A 19,259-nucleotide genomic window follows, 5' to 3' on the forward strand; every position below is an offset into this window, starting at 1 on the left:
GTACGAGAGCCGAGATGACCGACACCCCGCACTTTCCGCTGTCCGCCGTGGTCGGCGCCGACGCCTTGAAACTGGCGCTGTGCCTGAGCGCCATCGACCCGAAAATCGGCGGCGTGCTGATCGAAGGACCGCGGGGCATGGCCAAGTCGACCCTGGCCCGGGGCCTGGCCGATCTGCTGGCCAGCGGGCAGTTTGTCACCTTGCCGTTGGGCGCCACCGAAGAGCGGCTGGTCGGCACCCTCGACCTCGACGCGGCGCTGGGCGAGGGCCGTGCGCAGTTTTCTCCGGGGGTGTTGGCCAAGGCTGACGGTGGCGTGCTGTACGTCGATGAAGTCAACCTGCTGCCCGATCACCTGGTGGACCTGCTGCTCGATGTCGCCGCCAGCGGCACCAACCTGGTGGAGCGCGACGGCATTTCCCATCGGCATCCGGCGCGCTTCGTGCTGATCGGCACCATGAACCCGGAGGAGGGCGAGTTGCGTCCGCAACTGCTCGACCGCTTCGGCCTCAACGTCGCCCTCGAGGGTCACACTGAACCGCTGGAGCGTGGGCAGATCATCCGCCGACGCCTGGATTTCGACAGCGATCCGCAAGGCTTCTGCGAGCAATGGCAAGACGCGCAACAGCAACTGCGCGAGCGCTGCCAGCGTGCCCGTGAGGGGTTGGCGGCGATTGCTCTGGACGACGATGCGCTGGCGCAGATTACCGAACGCTGCTTTGCCGCTGGAGTCGATGGCCTGCGCGCCGACCTGGTCTGGCTGCGTGCCGCGCGTGCCCATGCCGCCTGGCGTGGTGCCGCAGCCATCAGCGAGGAAGACATAGACGCGGTGGCCGAGTTTGCCTTGCGTCATCGGCGACGCAAACCGCCGGCACAAAATCCGGCTGTACAAAACCAGAGCCAGCCACCGGCAACCCAAGCCTCGCCAAACCAACCGTCACGGCCCGACGAAGGCCAGGGCCAGTGGGGCGAACTACCGGCCCAGGCCTTGCCCACCGGCGCGCGCCGTGAGGTGCCGAGCTGGCCAAAAAAGCCCTAGGCATTCGCCCTCGTGCAACGGCGGGGGCGAATGCCAGGCCCCGCGCCGGGCACTTGAAAAGCGGTCGCCAGGGCCAACGGCAAGCCGCGAGCAGCGGCACGGTGAACTGGCCGGGGACCTTGCTCAATGGCCGTCCACGCCAGCGCGATGACCTGCTGTTTCACCTGCGCACCCGCAGCCCCCATGAATTGTGGCTGGTGATTGTCGACGCCTCGGCCTCGACCCGTCGCCATCAGGCCTTGAGCGATGCCAAGGGTCTGCTGGCACAGCTGTTCGACGACGCCTACCGCCAGCGCGCGCGGCTGGCCTTGCTCACCGCCAGCGGCAGCGCACCGCGTTGGCAAGTGCAGGGTCTGAAAGCCTCGGCCAGCCTGCGCGACTGGCTCGATGCGCTGGGAGCGGCGGGGGGGACGCCGTTGTCGGCAGCATTGGCCGAGGCCGAAATCTGGCTGGCGCGGCGGCAAAAACGCTATCCGGCTGAACAGCAGCGGATCCTGCTGTTGACCGATGGCCGCCTGAAATCGATGCCCGAGGTGCCGGCTTTCGCCTGCCCGAGCCTGCTGGTGGACATCGAGCGCGGGCCGATTCGCCTCGGTCGGGCGCAAACCCTGGCCCGGGCGTTGAACGCCGAATATCGGCATATCGACGACTGATCCGGCGTCGGCTGCTAGCTGCCCTGATCGATGCACCCATCGCCATAAGCCTGATAGCGCAGGGTGTGCACCACACCCTGGGAGTCGGCGTAGGTCAGTTCCCGCGAGCCGATTCCGCAGTAACCGTAATCGGAGGTCGAGATCACCCGGGCGATGTCCAGGTGCATCCCCCAGTGATAGTCCTCTGCAGCAGGTGCCGGTGCGGTCGCGGCGGATGCCAGGGTACTCAGGCTGAGCAGGACCAGGCCAAGCAAGGCGGTTTTCATGATGGGGTTCCTTTATAGGCGTTTGAAGGATTTCAACGTCAGTACGACGTACCCCGTTGGGGTTTATTCCCGGATTGAGCAAGCAAATGCACTGTGACTTGTGGCAGACTTTCGCGATTGATTCCGTTAATGCGAACATGATTCCGCTATAGCGGAATATAAAGCCAGGAGAAAACCCCATGAGCATCACCCGTTACGGCACCGGCAGCACCGCCGGTGGTGGCCAGCCCCGTCCTTTCGCCCGCGCCGTCGAAGCCGACGGCTGGCTGCATGTGTCGGGTCAGGTGCCGGCGCTGGATGGCGAGATCATTGCCGGCGGCATCGTCGAGCAGACCCACCAGACCATGCGCAACCTGATCGCGATTCTCGAAGAAGCCGGTTATGGCCTCGAAGACGTGGTGCGCACCGGGGTCTGGCTCGACGATCCACGGGATTTCTGGAGTTTCAACAAGGTCTTCGCCGAGTACTTCAGCCCCGAGCACGCGCCGGCCCGCGCCTGTGTGCAGGCGAGCATGATGGTCGACTGCAAGGTCGAGATCGATTGCATCGCCTACAAGAAAAAGGCCTGAGCCGGCCATGAGCGAAGACCCGATCAAGCGTCGGGCCCGTGGCCTGGACCGGGCGTTCGATATCCTCGATTTCCTCAAGGAAATCGGCCAGCCGCTGCGGCCCAACGACATTGCCAATGCGATCGGCAGCCCCAAGTCCACGGTCTATGAGCTGGTGGCCTCCTTGCTCGAGCGGCGCATCCTCGAGCCGGTGGGCAAGGACGGTCACGTCTACCTCGGGCGCCAGCTGTACTTTCTCGGCCAGGCGCACCTGCGTCATTTCGACCTCAGCCGCGAAGCGGACCAAGCCCTGCAGGAGATCGTCCGGCAGACCCGCGAGACCGCGCAGATGTGCCTGCTCAATGGGCGCAAGTACACGGTGGCGTTGATGAAGGAGGGCGAGCGGCACTTTCGCATTTCCTCGAATATCGGCGAGAACGCACCGATTCCCTGGACCGCGTCCGGCCGCTTGCTGCTGGCGCACATGAGCGACCAGCAGATCGTTGAGTTGATCGACGACGAGGATTTCGTCCTGCCTGATGGCCAGCGCCTGCCGCTGGAGCAGTTCCTCGGTGAAATCCGCCAGGCCGACGCCGAGGGCTTTTTCTCCTTCGACAGCGTCGCCGACACCTTCACCCATTGTTTTGCCGCCCCGGTCAAAGACCCCGGCGGCGTGGCCATTGCCACGCTGTGCATCGTCGCCCCAAGGGCCGACGCCGAGCGCAACCATGACGACTACCGCCGGGTGCTGATCGACAGCGCTAACCGCCTGGCCCGTCGCATCAACGAATAAGCCTGCCGAGCAAGGAGTCAGACCATGTCTTCAACAGTGACCACGGTCGTGGAAAAAGGCGCGGCGCCAATCGGTGCCCACCTGGTGCGTGACGTCAGCCTGCCGGCGCTGGTGCTGCACCGCGAAGCGCTGGAGCACAACATTCGCTGGATGCAGCACTTCGTCACGGCCAGCGGCGCCGAGCTGGCGCCCCACGGCAAGACCAGCATGACCCCGGCCCTGTTCCGCCGCCAACTCGACGCCGGCGCCTGGGGCATTACCCTGGCCACGGCGGTGCAGACCCGCGCCGCCTATGCCCATGGCGTGCGCCGGGTGTTGTTGGCCAATCAGCTGGTCGGCGTACCGAACATGGTCTTGATCAGCGAATTGCTGGCCGATCCGGATTTTGAATTTCACTGCATGGTCGATCACCCGGACAACGTCGCCGAGCTCGGGGCGTTTTTTGCTGGGCGCGGTCAGCGCTTGAACGTGATGATCGAATACGGCGTGGTCGGCGGGCGTTGCGGTTGCCGCAGTGAAGCCGAAGTGCTGGCGCTGGCGGCGGCGATCAAGGCGCAACCGGGGCTGGCCCTGACCGGCATCGAGGGCTACGAAGGGGTGATTCACGGCGAGCAGGCCGTCAGCGGCATTCGTGGGTTTGCCGCCTCGCTGGTGCGCCTTGCGGTGCAGCTGCAGGACAGTGGCGACTTTGCCATCGAGCGGCCGATCATCACCGCCTCGGGCTCGGCCTGGTACGACCTGATCGCCGAATCCTTCGCCGCGCAGAATGCCACCGGGCGCTTCCTCAGCGTGCTGCGCCCCGGCAGCTACGTGGCCCACGACCACGGCATCTACAAGGAGGCGCAATGCTGCGTGCTGGATCGCCGTAGCGACCTGCACGAAGGCCTGCGCCCGGCGCTGGAAGTCTGGGCCCATGTGCAGTCGCTGCCGGAGCCGGGCTTCGCGGTGATCGCCCTGGGCAAGCGCGACGTTGCCTATGACGCCGGGTTGCCGATGCCGTTGCTGCGTTACAGGGCGGGTGTGTTGCCGGCATCAGCGGATGACGTCAGTGCCTGCCAGGTCACGGCGGTGATGGATCAGCATGCGTTCATGACGGTCGCGCCGGGCGTTGAATTGCGGATTGGCGACATCATTGCCTTCGGCACCTCGCACCCGTGCCTGACCTTCGATAAATGGCGCAGCGCCTTGCTGGTGGATGAGCAGTTGCGGGTGATCGAGCGCCTGGACACCTGCTTCTAGGCGTCATGCTTCAGTCGCGGAAAAACACCTGCACCAGGTGGTAGCCGAATTTGCTCTTGATCGGCCCGTGCACCACCCGCAACGGCTTCTTGAAGATCACCGCATCGATGGCGCCGACCATCTGCCCCGGGCGCACCTCGCCGAGGTCGCCACCGCGCTTGCAGGAAGGGCAGATGGAGAACTTCTTCGCCAGCACGTCAAAGGCTTCGCCCTTGGCGATGCGTTGCTTGAGCTGTTCGGCCTCGTCGGAGGTCTTCACCAGAATGTGGCGGGCTTGGGCTTTCATGGGGCAAATACCTTGCAGCGGTGGTGACGGCGGGGCGCGATTATGCCTGATCTCAGTCGTTGTGGCTGATCATCTGACGAATCTTGCCGGCCAGTTGCTCAATGGTAAACGGCTTGACCAGCAGGTCCATGCCTTCTTCGAGAAAGCCCTGGCGCTCGGCGGCCTGTTCCGCGTACCCGGTCATGAACAGCACCTTAAGCCCGGGCCGATGCTGGCGGGCGATCTCGGCCAGCTGCCGGCCATTCATGCCCGGCAGGCCAACATCGGTGACCAGCAAATCGATGCGCGTCGGCGACTCCAACAGCGGCAGGGCACTCTTGGCGTCTTGCGCTTCATGGGTGGCGTAGCCCAGTTCGTGCAGGACATTGAGCACCAGCAGGCGCACTGCCGGGTCGTCCTCGACCAGCACCACACATTCGCCGGCGGCGGCAAAATGGCCGTCGAGCTTCAGTGAGTCGTCCGAGATCGGCTGCGTCGGGTTGTGCAGGCGCGGCAGGTACAGGCGCACGCAGGTGCCCTTGCCGGGTTCGCTGTCGAGGGTCACGTGGCCGCCAGACTGCTGGGCAAAACCGTAGATCATCGACAGCCCGAGGCCGGTGCCCTGGCCGATGGGCTTGGTGGTGAAGAACGGATCGAAGGCCTTGGCCAGCACCCGCGCGGTCATGCCGGAGCCGTTGTCGCGCACGCCAAGCATCACATAGTCGCCGGCCTTGACCGGTTCCAGGGTGCTGATGTCGCTGCCGTCGAGGTAGCTGTTGGCGGTTTCGATCAGCAACTCGCCGCCGTCGGGCATGGCGTCGCGGGCATTGATCACCAGGTTGAGCAGGGCGTTCTCCAGTTGCCCGGCGTCGGTGTTGACCGGCCACACGTCCGGCGCCAGGTCGAACGTGAGCTCGATGTGTTCGCCCTTGGTGCGGCGGATCAGTTCTTCCAAAGAGCGCACCAGAGTGTTCGGGTCCAGCGGCCGGCGGTCCAGCGACTGGCGGCGGGAGAACGCCAGCAGGCGGTGGGTCAGTGCCGCCGCACGGTTGGCCGAGGACACCGCGGCGTCGGCAAAGCGGCCGATGTCCTCGATGCGACCTTCGCCGATGTAGCGCTGGATCATGTCGAGGCTGCCGATGATGCCGGTGAGCATGTTGTTGAAGTCATGGGCGATGCCGCCGGTGAGTTGGCCCACGGCTTCCATTTTCTGCGCATGGCGCAGGGCGTCTTCGGCCCGTTCGCGCTCGAACATTTCGTTCTGCAGGCGATGGTTGAGCTCGGCCAGCGCCTCGGTGCGGGTGGCGACCCGTTCTTCCAGGGTTTCATTGAGGTTGCGCAGGGCTTCCTCGGTCTGTTTGCGCTCGGTCTCGTCGATCACGAAGATGTAGAAGCCGTTGACCGCGCCGTCGGGACCGAAACGCGGCAAGTATTTCATCAGCGCATAACGCGGCCGGCCATCGCGGTGCGGCGAGTAGGCTTCGAAGCTGCACGGCTTGCCGGCCAGCGCGGCGCGTATGTGCTCGACGCGGGTGGCGTAGATCTCCGGCCCGAGCACTTCGAGGATGGTCTTGCCGTACAGCTCCTGCGGGGTCTTGCCGTACCAGTCGAGGTAGGCGCTGTTGTTCAAGCGAAAGCGTTGCTCATGGTCGACGTAACTGATCAGCACCGGCATGGCGTTGATGATCAGTTGCAGTTCGGTCTGGCTCTGGCGCAGTGCCTGCTCGGTGTGCTTGCGTTCGGTGAGGTCAAGGGCGGCGCCGAGAAAGCGCATCGGCCGTCCGTGGTGATCCTTGTAGCAGCGGCCCCGAGCGAACACCCAACGGACCTCGCCATCGGCTTGCTGCAGGCGGTATTCCTCGGCGTATTCGGTGCCTTGGCTGATGCAGTGCTTGATGCTGCGCGCGACAATAGCGCGGTCTTGCGGGTGAACACCGTGCAGGTATTCGCTGATCGGCAGTTGGTTGGCGCGGGCCGGGTCGACGCCGTGCAACTGGGCGAAATGCGCGTCGGCGATAAAGCGGTCGCTGCCGATGTCCCAGTCCCAGGTGCCCACTGCTTCGGTGGCGGCAAGGGCCAGTTGCAGGCGCTGCTCGCTGTCCTGCTGGGCACGCAGGCTGGCTTCGGAACGCTGCTTGAGTTCCAGGGCGATGCGCCGGCGCTCGTTGGTTTCAATAGCCGTGACCAGGATCCCGGCGACCTCGCCGAGTTCATCGCGAATCGGGCTGTAGGTCAGGTCGAGGAAGAATTCCTGCTCATGGTTCTCGCGCTGCAGGACAAAGCGTTGCTCGCTGAAGAAGCGCACCTGGCCTTGCAGCACGGCATCATAGATAGGCGTGGTGAACTCGCGTAGCTCCGGCCAGGTGTCGTGGATCGGCTGGCCGAACGCGTGGGGATGCTTGTTGCCGGCCAGCAGGGCGAAGCCGTCGTTGTAGATCTGCGACAGCTGCGGGCCCCAGAGCAGGAGCATCGGCATCGGCGAATGGATCACGATGTCGACGGCAGTGCGCAGGCTCTGCGGCCAGTGACTGGCGTCGCCCAACGGGCTGCGGGTGCCATCGAGACGGGCAATCAGGGCCTGGGCGTCGCCGGTAGGGGATCGGTTCATCGAGGTTCCTGAGTCCTTCATCCAGTGCGTATTGAGGATGTAGACGCCGGTGGGCGGGAAAAGTCTCGTTGGATGTGTATTTGAGTGCTGGGCATGTCCCCAGATAAAACTGTAGGAGCTGGCTTGCCAGCGAAGAGGGCGCCACATTCAACATTGCTGTTGCCTGTAATACCGCTTTCGCTGGCAAGCCAGCTCCTACAAGGATCGGAGTGGTCATGGAATCCGGGATGTACCCGGAACTGATCAAGCCTGCAATTCCGGCCGATCGCGGAACTGCGCCAGCGCCTCGGGATTGGCCAGGGCGTCGGTGTTTTTTACCGGCCGGCCATGCACCACGTTCTTCACCGCCAGTTCGACGATCTTGCCGCTGATGGTCCGTGGAATGTCGGTGACCGCGACGATCTTCGCCGGCACGTGGCGCGGGGTGGTGTTGGCGCGGATCACCTGGCGGATCTGCTGTTGCAGGCTGTCGTCGAGCACCACGCCGTCCTGCAAGCGCACGAACAGCACCACGCGCACGTCGTCCTGCCATTGCTGGCCGATGGCGACGCTGTCGAGCACCTGCGGGACTTTCTCGACCTGGCGATAAATCTCCGCCGTGCCAATGCGTACCCCACCCGGATTGAGCACTGCATCGGAGCGCCCGTGGATCATCCAGCCACCGTGGGCCAGTTCCTCGGCATAGTCACCCTGGGCCCAGACACCCGGGAATTGGCTGAAATACGAGGCACGCAGCTTTTCTCCGTCCGGGTCATTCCACAGGCCGATCGGCATGGCCGGGAAGTGGCGGGTGCAGACCAGTTCGCCTTTCTCGCCGATCACCGGTTGTCCGGCGTCGTTCCACACTTCGATGGCCATGCCCAGGCTCTTGCCCTGCATCTCGCTGCGGCGCACCGGGGTCAGCGGGTTGCCGTTGACGAAGCAGGAAACGATGTCGGTGCCGCCGGACATCGAGGCCAGGCACAGGTCGGCCTTGATCTCGCGGTAGACGTAGTCGTAGCTCTGCGGGGACAGCGCCGAGCCGGTGCAGAGCAGGGTTTTCAGGCTGCTCAGATCATGGCTCAGGCGCGGTTGCAGGCCCTGGCTTTCCAGGGTGGCGAGGTACTTGGGGCTGGTGCCGAACACCGTGATCGCCTCGCGGTCGATCAAGTCGAGCAGGCGCTGCGGCTCGGGCTCGAAGGGCGAGCCGTCATACAACACGATGCTGCTGCCCACCGCCAGGGCCGAGACCAGCCAGTTCCACATCATCCAGCCGCAGGTGGTGTAGTAGAACAGTCGATCGTCGTTGCCGAGGTCGGAGTGCAGGCCGTGCTCCTTGACGTGTTGCAGGAGCACGCCGCCGGTGCCATGGATGATGCACTTGGGCACGCCGGTGGTGCCGCTGGAATAGAGGATGTACAGCGGATGGGCGAAAGGGACCGGGACAAATACAGGTTCGCCGCCGGCTTGATAGAACTCATCCCACAACGCCACTCGGGCATCGGTCTGGTAGTCCGTGGTCTGCGCCTCGGGGCGGGCGTAAGGGACGATCAGCAGTTGCCGCAGCGAGGGCAGGCGGGCGAGGATTTCGTTGACCTTGACGGTCTGGTCGATGCGCTTGCCGGCATAGCGATAACCAGCACAGGTGATCAGTACCTTGGGTTCGATCTGGCCGAAACGGTCGATCACCCCCTGGGTGCCGAAGTCCGGCGAGGAGCACGACCAGACGGCGCCGAGGCTGGTGGTGGCGAGCATGCCCACCAGGGTCTGCCAGGTGTTGGGCATGCACGCCGCGACCCGGTCGCCGACGCCAACACCGGCGGCTTGCAGGCTTTTCTGCAGGCCGGCGACGTGGCTTGCCAGTTCACCCCAGGTCAGCTGCTCGCGCTGTCCATCCTCGGCAACCGCCACCACCGCCACGCCCTCGTCACGCCGGCGCAGCAGGTGTTCGGCAAAGTTCAGGGTCGCTCCGGGAAACCACTCGGCGCTGGGCATCTGCGGGCCTTCGCGCAGCACCGTGACGGGCGGATCGACGAAGCGCACATCGAAGGTATCGACGATCGCCTGCCAGAAATCTTCGCGGCGCTCGATGCTCCATTGATGCAGCGCTGGGAAATCACCGAGGTCCAGCCCGTGGCGCTGGTTGCACAGGCGGCGGAACCTTTCCATGCGGGTGCTGGCGATGCGCTCGGCGCTGGGTTGCCACAAGATCTCTGACATCGGATTTCCCTGATTCTTATTGTTGTCGGGTACAGCTGTTTACTGCGCCAGCCAACCACCGTCGATGTTCCAGGCCGCACCACGGACCTGGCTGCCGGCTTCGCTGCAAAGGAACAGCACCAACTCGCCAAGTTGCGGCGGGGTGACGAATTCCAGTGACGGCTGCTTCTCGGCCAGCAGGTCGTGTTGCGCCTGCTGCGGGTCGATGCCCGTGGCGATGCGGTCGTCGATCTGCTTCTGCACCAGTGGCGTCAGCACCCAGCCGGGGCAGATCGCGTTGCAGGTGACGTTGCTGGTGGCGGTTTCCAGGCCAACCACCTTGGTCAGGCCGATCACCCCGTGCTTGGCCGCAACGTACGCGGCCTTGCCCACCGAGCCGACCTGGCCGTGCACCGAGGCGATGTTGACGATCCGCCCCCAGCCCTTGGCGCGCATGCCCGGCAACGCCAGGCGGGTGCTGTGGAATACCGATGACAGGTTGATCGCGATGATCGAATCCCAGCGCTCCACCGGGAATTCCTCCACCGCCGCGACGTGCTGGATGCCGGCGTTGTTGACCAGGATGTCGATGCCGCCAAACTCGCGTTCGGCGTAGGCGAGCATCTCGGCGATTTGCACCGGGTCGCTGACGTCAGCCGGGTGGTGGCCGACCTTGCCGCCGAATTGCCCAACCTCGGCAATCACCGCCGAGGCGTCGCCGAAGCCGTTGAGAATCAGGTTGGCGCCAGCCTTGGCCAGGCTCAGGGCGATGCCCAGGCCGATGCCGCTGGTGGAGCCGGTGACCAGTGCGGTCTTGCCATTCAGGGTGGTCATGGTTGCCTCACACAATGCCGGTGGCATAGAAGGTTGCGATTACGACGAAGACCGCCAGCGTCTTGATCAGCGTAATACAGAAAATGTCTTTATAGGCTTCGCGGTGGGTCAGCCCGGTGACCGCCAGCAGGGTGATCACCGCGCCGTTGTGCGGCAGGGTGTCCATGCCGCCGCTGGCCATGGCAGCGACTCGGTGCAGCACTTCCAGCGGAATGTTCGCGGCGTGGGCAGCGGCGATGAAGTCATTGGCCATGGCCGCCAGGGCGATGCTCATGCCGCCGGACGCGGAACCGGTGATGCCGGCCAGCAGGGTCACGGTGATCGCTTCGTTGACCAGCGGGTTGGGGATGCTTTTCAGCCAGTCGGCCAGCACCAGGAAGCCCGGCAACGAGGCGATGACCGCGCCGAAACCGTATTCCGATGCGGTGTTCATCGCCGCCAGCAAGGCGCCGCTGACCGCACTTTTGCTGCCTTCGGCGAGCTTGCTGCGAATCGCCTGGAAACCAAACACCAGGACCATCAGGATGCCCACCAGCAACGCCGCCTGGACCGCCCAGATGGCGGTGAGCTTGGCGATTTCGGTGGTCACCGGGGCGCTCATGCCCGGCAGGCTGAGGCTGTGGGTCTTGCCGTACCACTGGGGAATCCAGTGGGTGAACAGCAGGTTCATGATGCCCACCGCCAGCAGCGGCGAAATCGCCAGCCAGGGGTTCGGCAGTTTCAGGTCTTCAGCGGTTTCCGGTTCGTTACGCAGTTCGGTGCCGTAGCCTTCGCCGTTGCGCAGCGCCTTGTTGCGCTGGCGCTGGAGGAACAGCATGCCGGCGCAGAACACGAAAATCGTACCGATCAGACCCAGCCACGGCGCGGCCCAGGCGGTGGTATTGAAGAAGGTGCTGGGGATGATGTTCTGGATCTGCGGAGTGCCGGGCAGGGCGTCCATGGTGAACGAAAACGCACCAAGGGCGATGGTCGCCGGGATCAGACGCTTGGGAATATTGCTCTGGCGGAACATCTCGGCAGCAAACGGGTAGACCGCGAACACCACCACGAACAGCGACACGCCGCCGTAGGTGAGCAGGGCGCAAACCAGCACGATCACCAGCATCGCCTGGCTTGTGCCGAGCACGCGGATGGCGGCCGCGACGATCGACCGCGAGAAGCCGGACAGCTCGATCAGCTTGCCGAACACCGCACCGAGCAGGAACACCGGGAAGTACAGTTTGATGAAGCCGACCATTTTCTCCATGAACACGCCAGTGAAGGCGGGCGCAACGGCGGAAGGGTCGGTGAGCAGGACGGCGCCAAGGGCGGCAATGGGGGCGAAGAGGATAACGCTGTAGCCACGGTAAGCAGCGAGCATCAACAGCGCGAGGGCTGCCAAAGCGATGATCACACTCATGGTGTGTCTCCTGGATTGTTATTTTTTTTGGGGTGAGGCGTGTGGGAGGGGGCTATAGCGGGATTTGTGCCATGTTTGTAAGTTATTGATTTATTTGTTGTTTTTTATTTTTTGGTAATAATTGTTAACGAATTATCTCAATTTGGAGATTTCTATTGGCTGTTCGGGCCCTTTCGCTGGCAAGCCAGCTCCTACGGGCGTCCGCGAACACCCTGTAGGAGCTGGCTTGCCAGCGAAACGCGCAAAGCGCGTCTCTAAAAGCAGACGAAAATCTCCCTATTGAGACTCGTCAATCCCCAACGCCACCATCTTCTTGTACAAGGTCGATCTCCCCAACCCCAGCCGAGCCGCTGCCTCGATCACTTTGCCGCCACATTGCGCCAGGGTCTGCTCGATCAACTGCCGGTCAAAGCGCTCGCGGGCGGCGCTGAAGGTCTCGTGCGCCAGTGGTTGAATGGCGGTCGAAGCGCTGGGCGACACCGGGACCAGGCTGCCAATCGCCGCCCGAATCTCCCCGGCATCGAGCACCAGGTCATCGCTCAACAACGCCGCCCGCTCCAGCACGTTACGCAATTCGCGAATATTCCCCGGCCACGCGTGCTGGCCGAGCAGGGCCAGGGCCTGGCTGTCGAGTTCGTGCTGGCTGCGCAGTTCTTCGAGAATCGCCTCGCTCAGCGCCGGCAGGTCATCGAGGCGCTCGCGCAGGGGCGGCACCTGGATCGGCAGCACATTGAGGCGGTAGTAGAGGTCGGCGCGGAACTCGCCACGGCGGATCGCCGCTTCGAGGTCAATGGAGGTGGCGGCGATGATCCGCACATCGCTCTGCAGCATTTCATTCGAGCCCACCGGTTCGAACTCCTTCTCCTGCAACACCCGCAGCAACTTGCTTTGCAGTGGCAGCGGCATGTCGCCGATTTCATCGAGGAACAGCGTGCCGCCCTGGGCGATCTGCAGTTTGCCGGGACGGCCCTTGCGGTCGGCGCCGGTAAAGGCGCCAGGGGCGGTGCCGAAGAATTCGGCCTCGAGCAATGCCTCTGGGATCGCCGCGCTGTTGATGCTGACGAACGCCTTGTGTGCCCGGGGCGAGGCGCCGTGGATCGCCTGGGCGAGCAACTCCTTGCCGGTGCCGGTTTCGCCCAGCAGCAGTACCGGTGATTCGGTGCTGGCGCTGCGTCGAGCCCGGCGCTTGACCTCCAGGCTGGCGGCGCTGGTGCCGATGAAGTGGGCAAAGGTGTATTTGGCTTGGCGCGCCCGCAGCAGCGAGCGGGTCGAGGCCAGTTCCTGCTGCATGCTCAGGTAGCGCTTGAGCATCGGCGACAGGCTCTGCAGTTCGTCGAACAGGGCGAAGCCGATGGCGCCGATCACCGCGCCGGCATCGTCGTGAATTGGCAAACGCATCACCACCAGCGGCTCCTTGGGGGTGTCCTGCAGGTCCAGCAGGATCGGCCGCCCGGTGCGCACCACCTGGCGCAACAGGCTGCCGGGGATCACGCTTTCACAGGGCTTGCCGATCGCCACCTCGGCCGATTCCAAGCCAAAGCGCCGGGCGTAGCGCTCGTTGATCCAGACGATATTGGCATCACGGTCAACCATCACCGTGCCTTCGCTGGACTGCTCGATGATCTCGAACAACGAGCGGATCGCCAGGCTGCGGACTCGTTGGTAGTCGGGGAGGGCGTCGGGGGTGGTCATGGGGGTGTCCTTTGTGGCGCACAGTCGAATGTTTGTGATTTTTTCGTAGGAGCTGGCTTGTCGGGCCGCTGCATCGCAGCGAACCATACGCTGCGGGCCATCAGGCACACCGCCTTCGCCGGCAAGCCGGCTCCTACAAAGGTGCGGCGTTAGTGAGCCCACACCTATTCAAGTTCCGGGATGCGCCGCCGCCAATAATTCCCGGGTATAGGGGTGCTGCGGATTCTCGAAAACATCATGACTGGCGCCGCGCTCGACCACTTTGCCGTCCTTGATTACGAGCATGTCGTGGGCCAGGGCGCGGACGACCGAGAGGTCGTGGCTGATGAACAGGTAGGTCAGGCCGTGTTTGTCCTGGAGCTGGCGGAGCAGGGCGACCACCTGTTTCTGCACGGTGCGATCAAGGGCGGAGGTCGGTTCGTCGAGCAGGATCAGCGCCGGCTTGAGCACCAGGGCGCGGGCGATGGCGATGCGTTGGCGCTGGCCACCGGAGAACTCGTGGGGGTAGCGATGGCGGCTTTGCGGGTCGAGGCCGACTTCCTTGAGCGCCTGGATCACCTGCGCGTCGCAGTGTTCGGCGCTGGAGTGGCTGTGCACTTCCAGGCCTTCGCTGATGATCTGCGCCACCGACATGCGCGGGCTGAGGCTGCCGAACGGGTCCTGGAAGACCACCTGCATTTTCTTGCGCCACGGCCGCAGTTGCTTCTGGTTGAGGCGATCGAGGGCCTCGCCCTGGAAGCGGATGCTGCCCTCGGAGTCGAGCAGGCGCAGGATCGCCTGGCCGAGGGTCGACTTGCCCGATCCCGACTCGCCGACGATGCCCAGGGTCTTGCCGCGCTGCAGACTCAGGCTGATGCCGTCCACCGCCTGCAGCCACTGCTTGCGCTGGAACAGACCGCCGCCCAGGGGGAAGCGCACGCTGAGGTTGTCGACCTCCAGCACCGCCTCGCGTTCATCCCGAGCCAGGGCTTCGCCTTCCGGCTCGGCGTTGAGCAGCACGCAGCTGTAAGGGTGCTGCGGGGCGCTGAACAAAGTCTCGCAGGGCGCCTGCTCGACGATCTCGCCGGCGCGCATCACGCACACCCGCTGGGCAATGCTGCGCACCAGGTTGAGGTCGTGGCTGATCAGCAGCAGCGACATGCCCAGGCGCTGTTGCAGCGACTTGAGCAGCAGCAGGATCTTGCGCTGCACCGTGACGTCCAGCGCGGTGGTCGGCTCGTCGGCGATCAACAGTTCCGGCTCGCAGGCCAGGGCCATGGCGATCATCACCCGTTGTCGCTGGCCGCCAGACAGTTGGTGGGGGTAGGCCTTGAGCCGTTCCAGCGGTTTCTTGATACCCACCAGTTCGAGCAGTTCGAGGATCCGTTGTTGCGCCGCCTTGCCGCCCAGGCCCTTGTGCACCAGCAGGGTTTCGCCGATCTGCTTTTCGATGCTGTGCAATGGATTGAGCGAGGTCATCGGCTCCTGGAAGATCATCGCAATGCGGTTGCCGCGCAACGAGCGCAGCACGCTCGGCTCGGCACCGAGCAATTGCTGGCCGCGATAGCGAATGCTGCCGGACGATTCGGTGCCGGTTTCGGGCAGCAGCTGCAGGATCGAGTGGGCCGTCACCGACTTGCCCGAGCCCGACTCGCCCACCAGCGCCAGGCACTCGCCGGGGCGGATATCCAGGCACAGGTTGCGCACGGCCACCTGGCCGTTGAAGGCGACGTTGAGGTCACGGATTTCGATCAGGTTGTCGCTCATGGCAAACGTCCGCCTCAAGACCTGGGATCAAAGGCGTCGCGCAAGGCTTCGCCGATGAACACCAGTAAAGAAAGGATCAGCGCCAGGGTAAAGAACGCCGTCAGGCCAAGCCAGGGTGCTTGCAGGTTCTGCTTGCCCTGGCCGATCAACTCGCCCAGCGACGCGCTGCCGGCGGGCATGCCGAAGCCGAGGAAATCCAGGGCGGTGAGGGTCGAAATCGCCCCGGTGAGAATGAACGGCAAGTAGCTCAGGGTGGCGTTCATCGCGTTCGGCAGGATGTGCCGCACGATTACCTTGCGGTCGCTCAGGCCGAGGGCGCGGGCGGCCTTGACGTACTCCAGGTTACGCCCACGGAGGAACTCGGCGCGCACCACATCCACCAGCGCCAGCCAGGAAAACAGCGCCATGATCCCCAGCAGCCACCAGAAATTCGGCTCGACGAAACCCGACAGGATGATCAGCAGGTACAGCACCGGCAACCCCGACCAGACTTCCAGCAGGCGCTGCCCGATCAGGTCGACCCAGCCACCGTAGTAGCCCTGCAGGGCGCCGGCGGCGATGCCGATCAAGGCGCTGATGAAGGTCAACGCCAGGGCAAACAGGATCGACACCCGCGCGCCGAAGATCACCCGCGCCAGCACGTCACGCGCCTGGTCGTCGGTGCCCAGCCAATTGACCTTGGACGGCGGGCTCGGCGCCGGTTGGTTGAGGTCGTAGTTGGGTGTGTCGTCGCTGAACGGGATCGGCGGGAACAGCATCCAGCCGCCGTCCCGGGTGATCAGCTTCTGCACGTATTCACTGCGGTAATCGGCCTGGAACGGCAGTTGCCCGCCGAATTCCTGCTCGGTGTAGCGCTTGAAGGCCGGGAAGTACAGGCTGTTCTGGTAGCTCAGCACCAGCGGTTTGTCGTTGGCGATCAGCTCGCCGCCGAGGGTCAGCAGGAACAGGCCGATGAACAGCCACAGCGACCACCAGCCACGGCGGTTTTTCTTGAAGCGTTCGAAGCGTCGGCGCGCCAGGGGCGAGAGGGTGAACATCAGGCGTTCCTCGCGGCGAAGTCGATACGCGGGTCGACCAGGGTGTAGCACAGGTCGCCCACCAGCTTTATCAGCAGGCCGAACAAGGTGAAGATGAACAGCGAGCCGAACACCACCGGATAGTCCCGCGACACCGCCGCCTCATAGCTCATGCGCCCCAGGCCATCGAGGGAGAAAATCACTTCGATCAGCAAGGAACCGGCGAAGAACACGCTGATGAATGCCTGGGGAATCCCCGAGACCACCAGCAGCATCGCATTGCGGAACACATGGCCGTAGAGCACCCGGCGCTCGCTCAAACCCTTGGCGCGGGCAGTGACCACGTACTGGCGGGTGATTTCGTTGAGGAACGAGTTCTTGGTCAGGATGGTCAGGGTGGCGAAGCCGCCGACCACCAGTGCGGTCACCGGCAGGACCAGGTGCCAGAAGTAGTCGGCGATCTTGCCCAGGGTCGACAGCTGTTCGAAGTTTTCCGAAACCAGGCCGCGCACCGGGAACCAGTTGAGCGAGGTGCCCCCGGCGAACACCACGATCAGGAACATCGCGAACAGGAAAGCCGGCATCGCATAGCCGAGGATGATCGCGGTGCTGCTCCAGACGTCGAACGAGCTGCCGTGATGCACCGCCTTGCGGATGCCCAGCGGGATCGACACCAGGTAGGTGATCAGGGTCGCCCACAGGCCGAGGGAAATGGTCACCGGCATTTTTTCGAGGATCAGATCGGTGACCGTGGCGCCGCGAAAGAAGCTCTTGCCGAAGTCCAGTTGCGCGTAGCTCTTGAGCATCAGCCACAGGCGTTCGTGGGCCGGTTTGTCGAAGCCGTACTGTTTCTCGATGTCCTTGATCAGTTGCGGATCGAGCCCGCGACTGGCCCGCGAACCTCGGCTCAGGCCATCGCCGGAACTGCCGACGGCACTGGCGCCGCTGCCGATTCCCTGGAGGTGGGCGATGGCCTGTTCTACCGGGCCGCCGGGTGCGGCCTGGACGATGACGAAGTTGACCAGCAGGATGATCACCAGGGTCGGGATGATCAACAGCAGGCGGCGCAGGACGTAGGCCAGCATCAGTGAGGTCCTCCGGGTTGGCCGCGCTTGATGCGCTCGGCGGCCATCTGCTCATTGGTCAGCGCGGTGCTGCTCATTTCCCACCAGGTCTCGATGGCTTCGTCATTGCTCGCCGGAATTGCCGGCATGCCGAAGCGGTTCCACCACACGGTGGAAGTGCCTGGCGGGTAGTAGTTGGGAATCCAGTAGTAGTTCCATTGCAGCACCCGGTCCAGGGCGTGGGCATGGCGCAGCATGTCGGCCTGGGTGGAAGCCTTGACCAGGCCGCCGATCAACGCATCGACCGCAGGATTTTGCAACGCCATGTAGTTGTTCGAGCCAGGATCGTTGGCCGCCGCCGAGCCGAAATAGTTGAACAGTTCGCCGCCCGGCGAAGTGGTGACCGGGTAGCCGGTGACGATCATGTCGTAGTCGCGGCTCATCAGGCGGTTGACGTACTGCGAGGCGTCGATCAGGCGAATGTTGAGGTTGATGCCGATCTGCGCCAGGTTGCGTTTCCACGGCAGCAGCAGGCGGTCCATGCCGTTCTGGCTGATCAGGAAAGTGAACGCCAGCGGCTCGCCCTGGGCATTCACCAGGCGATCGCCGTCGGGTTTCCAGCCGGCTTCCTCGAGCAGGGCCAGGGCTTGCAGTTGCTTGTCGCGGATCAACCCGCTGCCATCGGTTTTCGGCGCTTCGAAGACCTGGCTGAAGACCTCGTCGGGAATCTGCCCGCGCAGCGGTTCGAGAATCGCCAGCTCGGCGGCATCCGGCAGTTGGCGGGCGGCCAGTTCGGTGTTGGAGAAAAAGCTCTGCTGGCGGATGTACAGGTTGCGCATCATCTGCCGGTTGCTCCACTCGAAATCCCAGAGCATCGCCAGCGCCTGGCGCACCCGGCGGTCGTGGAAGATCGGGTTCTGCAGATTGAACACGAAACCCTGGGACGGCTGCGGACCCTGTTTGGCCAGATGGGCCTTCTGCAGGCGGCCGTCGCTCAGGGCCGGGCTGTCGTAGCCGATGGAGTAGGCGGTGGCGGAGAACTCGCGGTTGTAGTCGTAGGCACCACCGCGCAGCACCTGGCGGGCGACGTCGGTGTCGCCGAAGTACTCGATGCTGAAACGGTCGAAATTGTACAGGCCGCGGCTCACCGGCAGGTCCTTGCCCCACCAGTCCGGGTTGCGTTGGAACGTGATGCTGCGCCCCGAATCGACCTTGCTCACCCGATAGGGGCCGCTGCCCAGTGGGGCTTCGTAGCCGCCGCCGTTGGCGAAGTCGCGGGTCTTCCACCAATGCTCGGGAAACACCGGCAGGGTCGCGATGTCCAGTGCCAGGGTGCGGTTCTCGTTGTTCTTGAAGTCGAAGCGAACGACGCGCGGCGACTCGACTTCGACGCCTTTGACGTCGGCGAACTGTGCGCGGTAGCGCAGGCTGCCCTGGGTCATCAGCAGGTCGAAGGTGTAGCGCACGTCTTCGGCGGTGATCGGCGTGCCATCGGCGAAGCGCGCTTTCGGATTGAGGTAGAAACGCAGCCACAAACCGTCTTCGGCCCGCTCCATTTTTTCCGCCACCAGGCCGTACACGGTATAGGGTTCATCAAGGGAGCGCTGGGCCAGCGGCGAGTAGACCATGCCGTCCAGTTGGCTGACGCCGATGCCTTTGTCGATGTAGGGCGAGACGTGGTCGAAACGACCGATTTCAATCGCCGAACGGCGCAGGCTGCCACCCTTGGGGGCCAGGGGGTTGGCGTATTCGAAGTGACTGAAATTGGCAGGGTATTTGGCCGGTTCACCATAGACGGTGAGGGCGTGCTGGGGGCTTGCGTACACCGCTGCGGCATTCAGCAGCAAGGCCAGGACGGAGAATATGAAGGAAGAGAAAGCCAGTCGCATTGTCAGCCTTGAACGCCGGGTGATCGATGGTC

At 64.1% G+C, this 19,259-nt stretch carries 16 protein-coding genes; 5 read left to right on the plus strand and 11 right to left on the minus strand.

What is annotated here, in order from left to right; genetic code table 11:
• Positions 1-14 precede the first annotated feature (14 nt).
• Together ACZYR5_RS27580 and ACZYR5_RS27585 are read left to right on the plus strand one after the other, a co-directional pair.
• Complete coding sequence (locus ACZYR5_RS27580) at positions 15-1,037, plus strand: magnesium chelatase ATPase subunit I (protein ID WP_489092604.1); 1,023 nt, start codon at positions 15-17, stop codon at positions 1,035-1,037.
• Positions 1,038-1,090: 53 nt separating this feature from the next.
• Positions 1,091-1,690, plus strand: a complete 600-nt coding sequence (locus tag ACZYR5_RS27585) for a vWA domain-containing protein (RefSeq protein ID WP_489092605.1) — start codon at positions 1,091-1,093, stop codon at positions 1,688-1,690.
• Positions 1,691-1,704: 14 nt separating this feature from the next.
• Here ACZYR5_RS27585 and ACZYR5_RS27590 read toward each other — a convergent pair whose 3' ends face one another.
• A complete protein-coding gene (locus tag ACZYR5_RS27590; RefSeq protein ID WP_489092606.1) occupies positions 1,705-1,956 on the minus strand; it encodes a DUF2790 domain-containing protein in 252 nt (83 codons plus the stop codon).
• A gap of 179 nt (positions 1,957-2,135) precedes the next feature.
• Here ACZYR5_RS27590 and ACZYR5_RS27595 point away from each other — a divergent pair, with 179 nt between their 5' ends.
• The 3 genes from ACZYR5_RS27595 to ACZYR5_RS27605 are packed head-to-tail and all read left to right on the plus strand — an operon-like array spanning position 2,136 to position 4,536.
• Positions 2,136-2,525 carry a RidA family protein gene (locus ACZYR5_RS27595; protein ID WP_489092607.1) on the plus strand — a complete coding sequence of 130 codons (390 nt, stop codon included), beginning with the start codon at positions 2,136-2,138 and terminating at the stop codon, positions 2,523-2,525.
• 7 nt (positions 2,526-2,532) lie between these two features.
• Entirely contained in the window at positions 2,533-3,297 is a 765-nt protein-coding gene (locus ACZYR5_RS27600) for an IclR family transcriptional regulator (RefSeq protein ID WP_489092608.1), read from the plus strand.
• 24 nt (positions 3,298-3,321) lie between these two features.
• Complete coding sequence (locus ACZYR5_RS27605) at positions 3,322-4,536, plus strand: amino acid deaminase (RefSeq protein WP_489092609.1); 1,215 nt, start codon at positions 3,322-3,324, stop codon at positions 4,534-4,536.
• Positions 4,537-4,546: 10 nt separating this feature from the next.
• Here ACZYR5_RS27605 and ACZYR5_RS27610 read toward each other — a convergent pair whose 3' ends face one another.
• The 10 genes from ACZYR5_RS27610 to ACZYR5_RS27655 form a co-directional block, all read right to left on the minus strand.
• The gene (locus ACZYR5_RS27610; RefSeq protein WP_489092610.1) at positions 4,547-4,822 is read right to left on the minus strand and encodes a peptidylprolyl isomerase; all 276 of its coding nucleotides are present in this window, start codon (positions 4,820-4,822) and stop codon (positions 4,547-4,549) included.
• A 52-nt stretch (positions 4,823-4,874) separates the two neighbouring features.
• Complete coding sequence (locus tag ACZYR5_RS27615; protein ID WP_489092611.1) at positions 4,875-7,409, minus strand: hybrid sensor histidine kinase/response regulator; 2,535 nt, start codon at positions 7,407-7,409, stop codon at positions 4,875-4,877.
• 243 nt (positions 7,410-7,652) lie between these two features.
• Positions 7,653-9,608 carry an acetoacetate--CoA ligase gene (locus ACZYR5_RS27620; RefSeq protein WP_489092612.1) on the minus strand — a complete coding sequence of 652 codons (1,956 nt, stop codon included), beginning with the start codon at positions 9,606-9,608 and terminating at the stop codon, positions 7,653-7,655.
• Positions 9,609-9,647: 39 nt separating this feature from the next.
• Positions 9,648-10,421 (minus strand): 3-hydroxybutyrate dehydrogenase, encoded by a 774-nt coding sequence (gene hbdH / locus ACZYR5_RS27625; RefSeq protein WP_489092613.1) that lies wholly within the window; start codon positions 10,419-10,421, stop codon positions 9,648-9,650.
• A gap of 7 nt (positions 10,422-10,428) precedes the next feature.
• Positions 10,429-11,820, minus strand: coding sequence for a GntP family permease (locus ACZYR5_RS27630; RefSeq protein WP_489092614.1), 1,392 nt, complete (start codon positions 11,818-11,820; stop codon positions 10,429-10,431).
• A gap of 276 nt (positions 11,821-12,096) precedes the next feature.
• On the minus strand, positions 12,097-13,512 hold the full coding sequence (locus ACZYR5_RS27635) for a sigma-54 interaction domain-containing protein (protein WP_489092615.1): 1,416 nt from the start codon (positions 13,510-13,512) through the stop codon (positions 12,097-12,099).
• Positions 13,513-13,680: 168 nt separating this feature from the next.
• Entirely contained in the window at positions 13,681-15,258 is a 1,578-nt protein-coding gene (locus ACZYR5_RS27640) for an ABC transporter ATP-binding protein (protein WP_489092616.1), read from the minus strand.
• 14 nt (positions 15,259-15,272) lie between these two features.
• Positions 15,273-16,295 carry an ABC transporter permease gene (locus ACZYR5_RS27645; RefSeq protein WP_489092617.1) on the minus strand — a complete coding sequence of 341 codons (1,023 nt, stop codon included), beginning with the start codon at positions 16,293-16,295 and terminating at the stop codon, positions 15,273-15,275.
• Positions 16,295-17,359, minus strand: coding sequence for a microcin C ABC transporter permease YejB (locus ACZYR5_RS27650; protein WP_489092618.1), 1,065 nt, complete (start codon positions 17,357-17,359; stop codon positions 16,295-16,297). The genes ACZYR5_RS27645 and ACZYR5_RS27650 overlap by 1 nt, the downstream gene beginning before the upstream one ends.
• On the minus strand, positions 17,359-19,227 hold the full coding sequence (locus ACZYR5_RS27655; protein WP_489092619.1) for an extracellular solute-binding protein: 1,869 nt from the start codon (positions 19,225-19,227) through the stop codon (positions 17,359-17,361). The genes ACZYR5_RS27650 and ACZYR5_RS27655 overlap by 1 nt, the downstream gene beginning before the upstream one ends.
• Positions 19,228-19,259: the final 32 nt, after the last annotated feature.

This window comes from Pseudomonas sp. F007 (genome assembly GCF_057814275.1).

Excerpts from the sequence above, each read along its gene's own strand:
- ACZYR5_RS27580 (WP_489092604.1), top strand. The coding sequence starts at position 15 with ATGACCGACACCCCGCACTTTCCGCTGTCCGCCGTGGTCGGCGCCGAC.
- ACZYR5_RS27590 (WP_489092606.1), bottom strand. The coding sequence starts at position 1,956 with ATGAAAACCGCCTTGCTTGGCCTGGTCCTGCTCAGCCTGAGTACCCTG.
- ACZYR5_RS27595 (WP_489092607.1), top strand. The coding sequence starts at position 2,136 with ATGAGCATCACCCGTTACGGCACCGGCAGCACCGCCGGTGGTGGCCAG.
- ACZYR5_RS27600 (WP_489092608.1), top strand. The coding sequence starts at position 2,533 with ATGAGCGAAGACCCGATCAAGCGTCGGGCCCGTGGCCTGGACCGGGCG.
- ACZYR5_RS27605 (WP_489092609.1), top strand. The coding sequence starts at position 3,322 with ATGTCTTCAACAGTGACCACGGTCGTGGAAAAAGGCGCGGCGCCAATC.
- ACZYR5_RS27610 (WP_489092610.1), bottom strand. The coding sequence starts at position 4,822 with ATGAAAGCCCAAGCCCGCCACATTCTGGTGAAGACCTCCGACGAGGCC.
- ACZYR5_RS27615 (WP_489092611.1), bottom strand. The coding sequence starts at position 7,409 with ATGAACCGATCCCCTACCGGCGACGCCCAGGCCCTGATTGCCCGTCTC.
- ACZYR5_RS27620 (WP_489092612.1), bottom strand. The coding sequence starts at position 9,608 with ATGTCAGAGATCTTGTGGCAACCCAGCGCCGAGCGCATCGCCAGCACC.
- hbdH (WP_489092613.1), bottom strand. The coding sequence starts at position 10,421 with ATGACCACCCTGAATGGCAAGACCGCACTGGTCACCGGCTCCACCAGC.
- ACZYR5_RS27630 (WP_489092614.1), bottom strand. The coding sequence starts at position 11,820 with ATGAGTGTGATCATCGCTTTGGCAGCCCTCGCGCTGTTGATGCTCGCT.
- ACZYR5_RS27635 (WP_489092615.1), bottom strand. The coding sequence starts at position 13,512 with ATGACCACCCCCGACGCCCTCCCCGACTACCAACGAGTCCGCAGCCTG.
- ACZYR5_RS27640 (WP_489092616.1), bottom strand. The coding sequence starts at position 15,258 with ATGAGCGACAACCTGATCGAAATCCGTGACCTCAACGTCGCCTTCAAC.
- ACZYR5_RS27645 (WP_489092617.1), bottom strand. The coding sequence starts at position 16,295 with ATGTTCACCCTCTCGCCCCTGGCGCGCCGACGCTTCGAACGCTTCAAG.
- ACZYR5_RS27650 (WP_489092618.1), bottom strand. The coding sequence starts at position 17,359 with ATGCTGGCCTACGTCCTGCGCCGCCTGCTGTTGATCATCCCGACCCTG.
- ACZYR5_RS27655 (WP_489092619.1), bottom strand. The coding sequence starts at position 19,227 with ATGCGACTGGCTTTCTCTTCCTTCATATTCTCCGTCCTGGCCTTGCTG.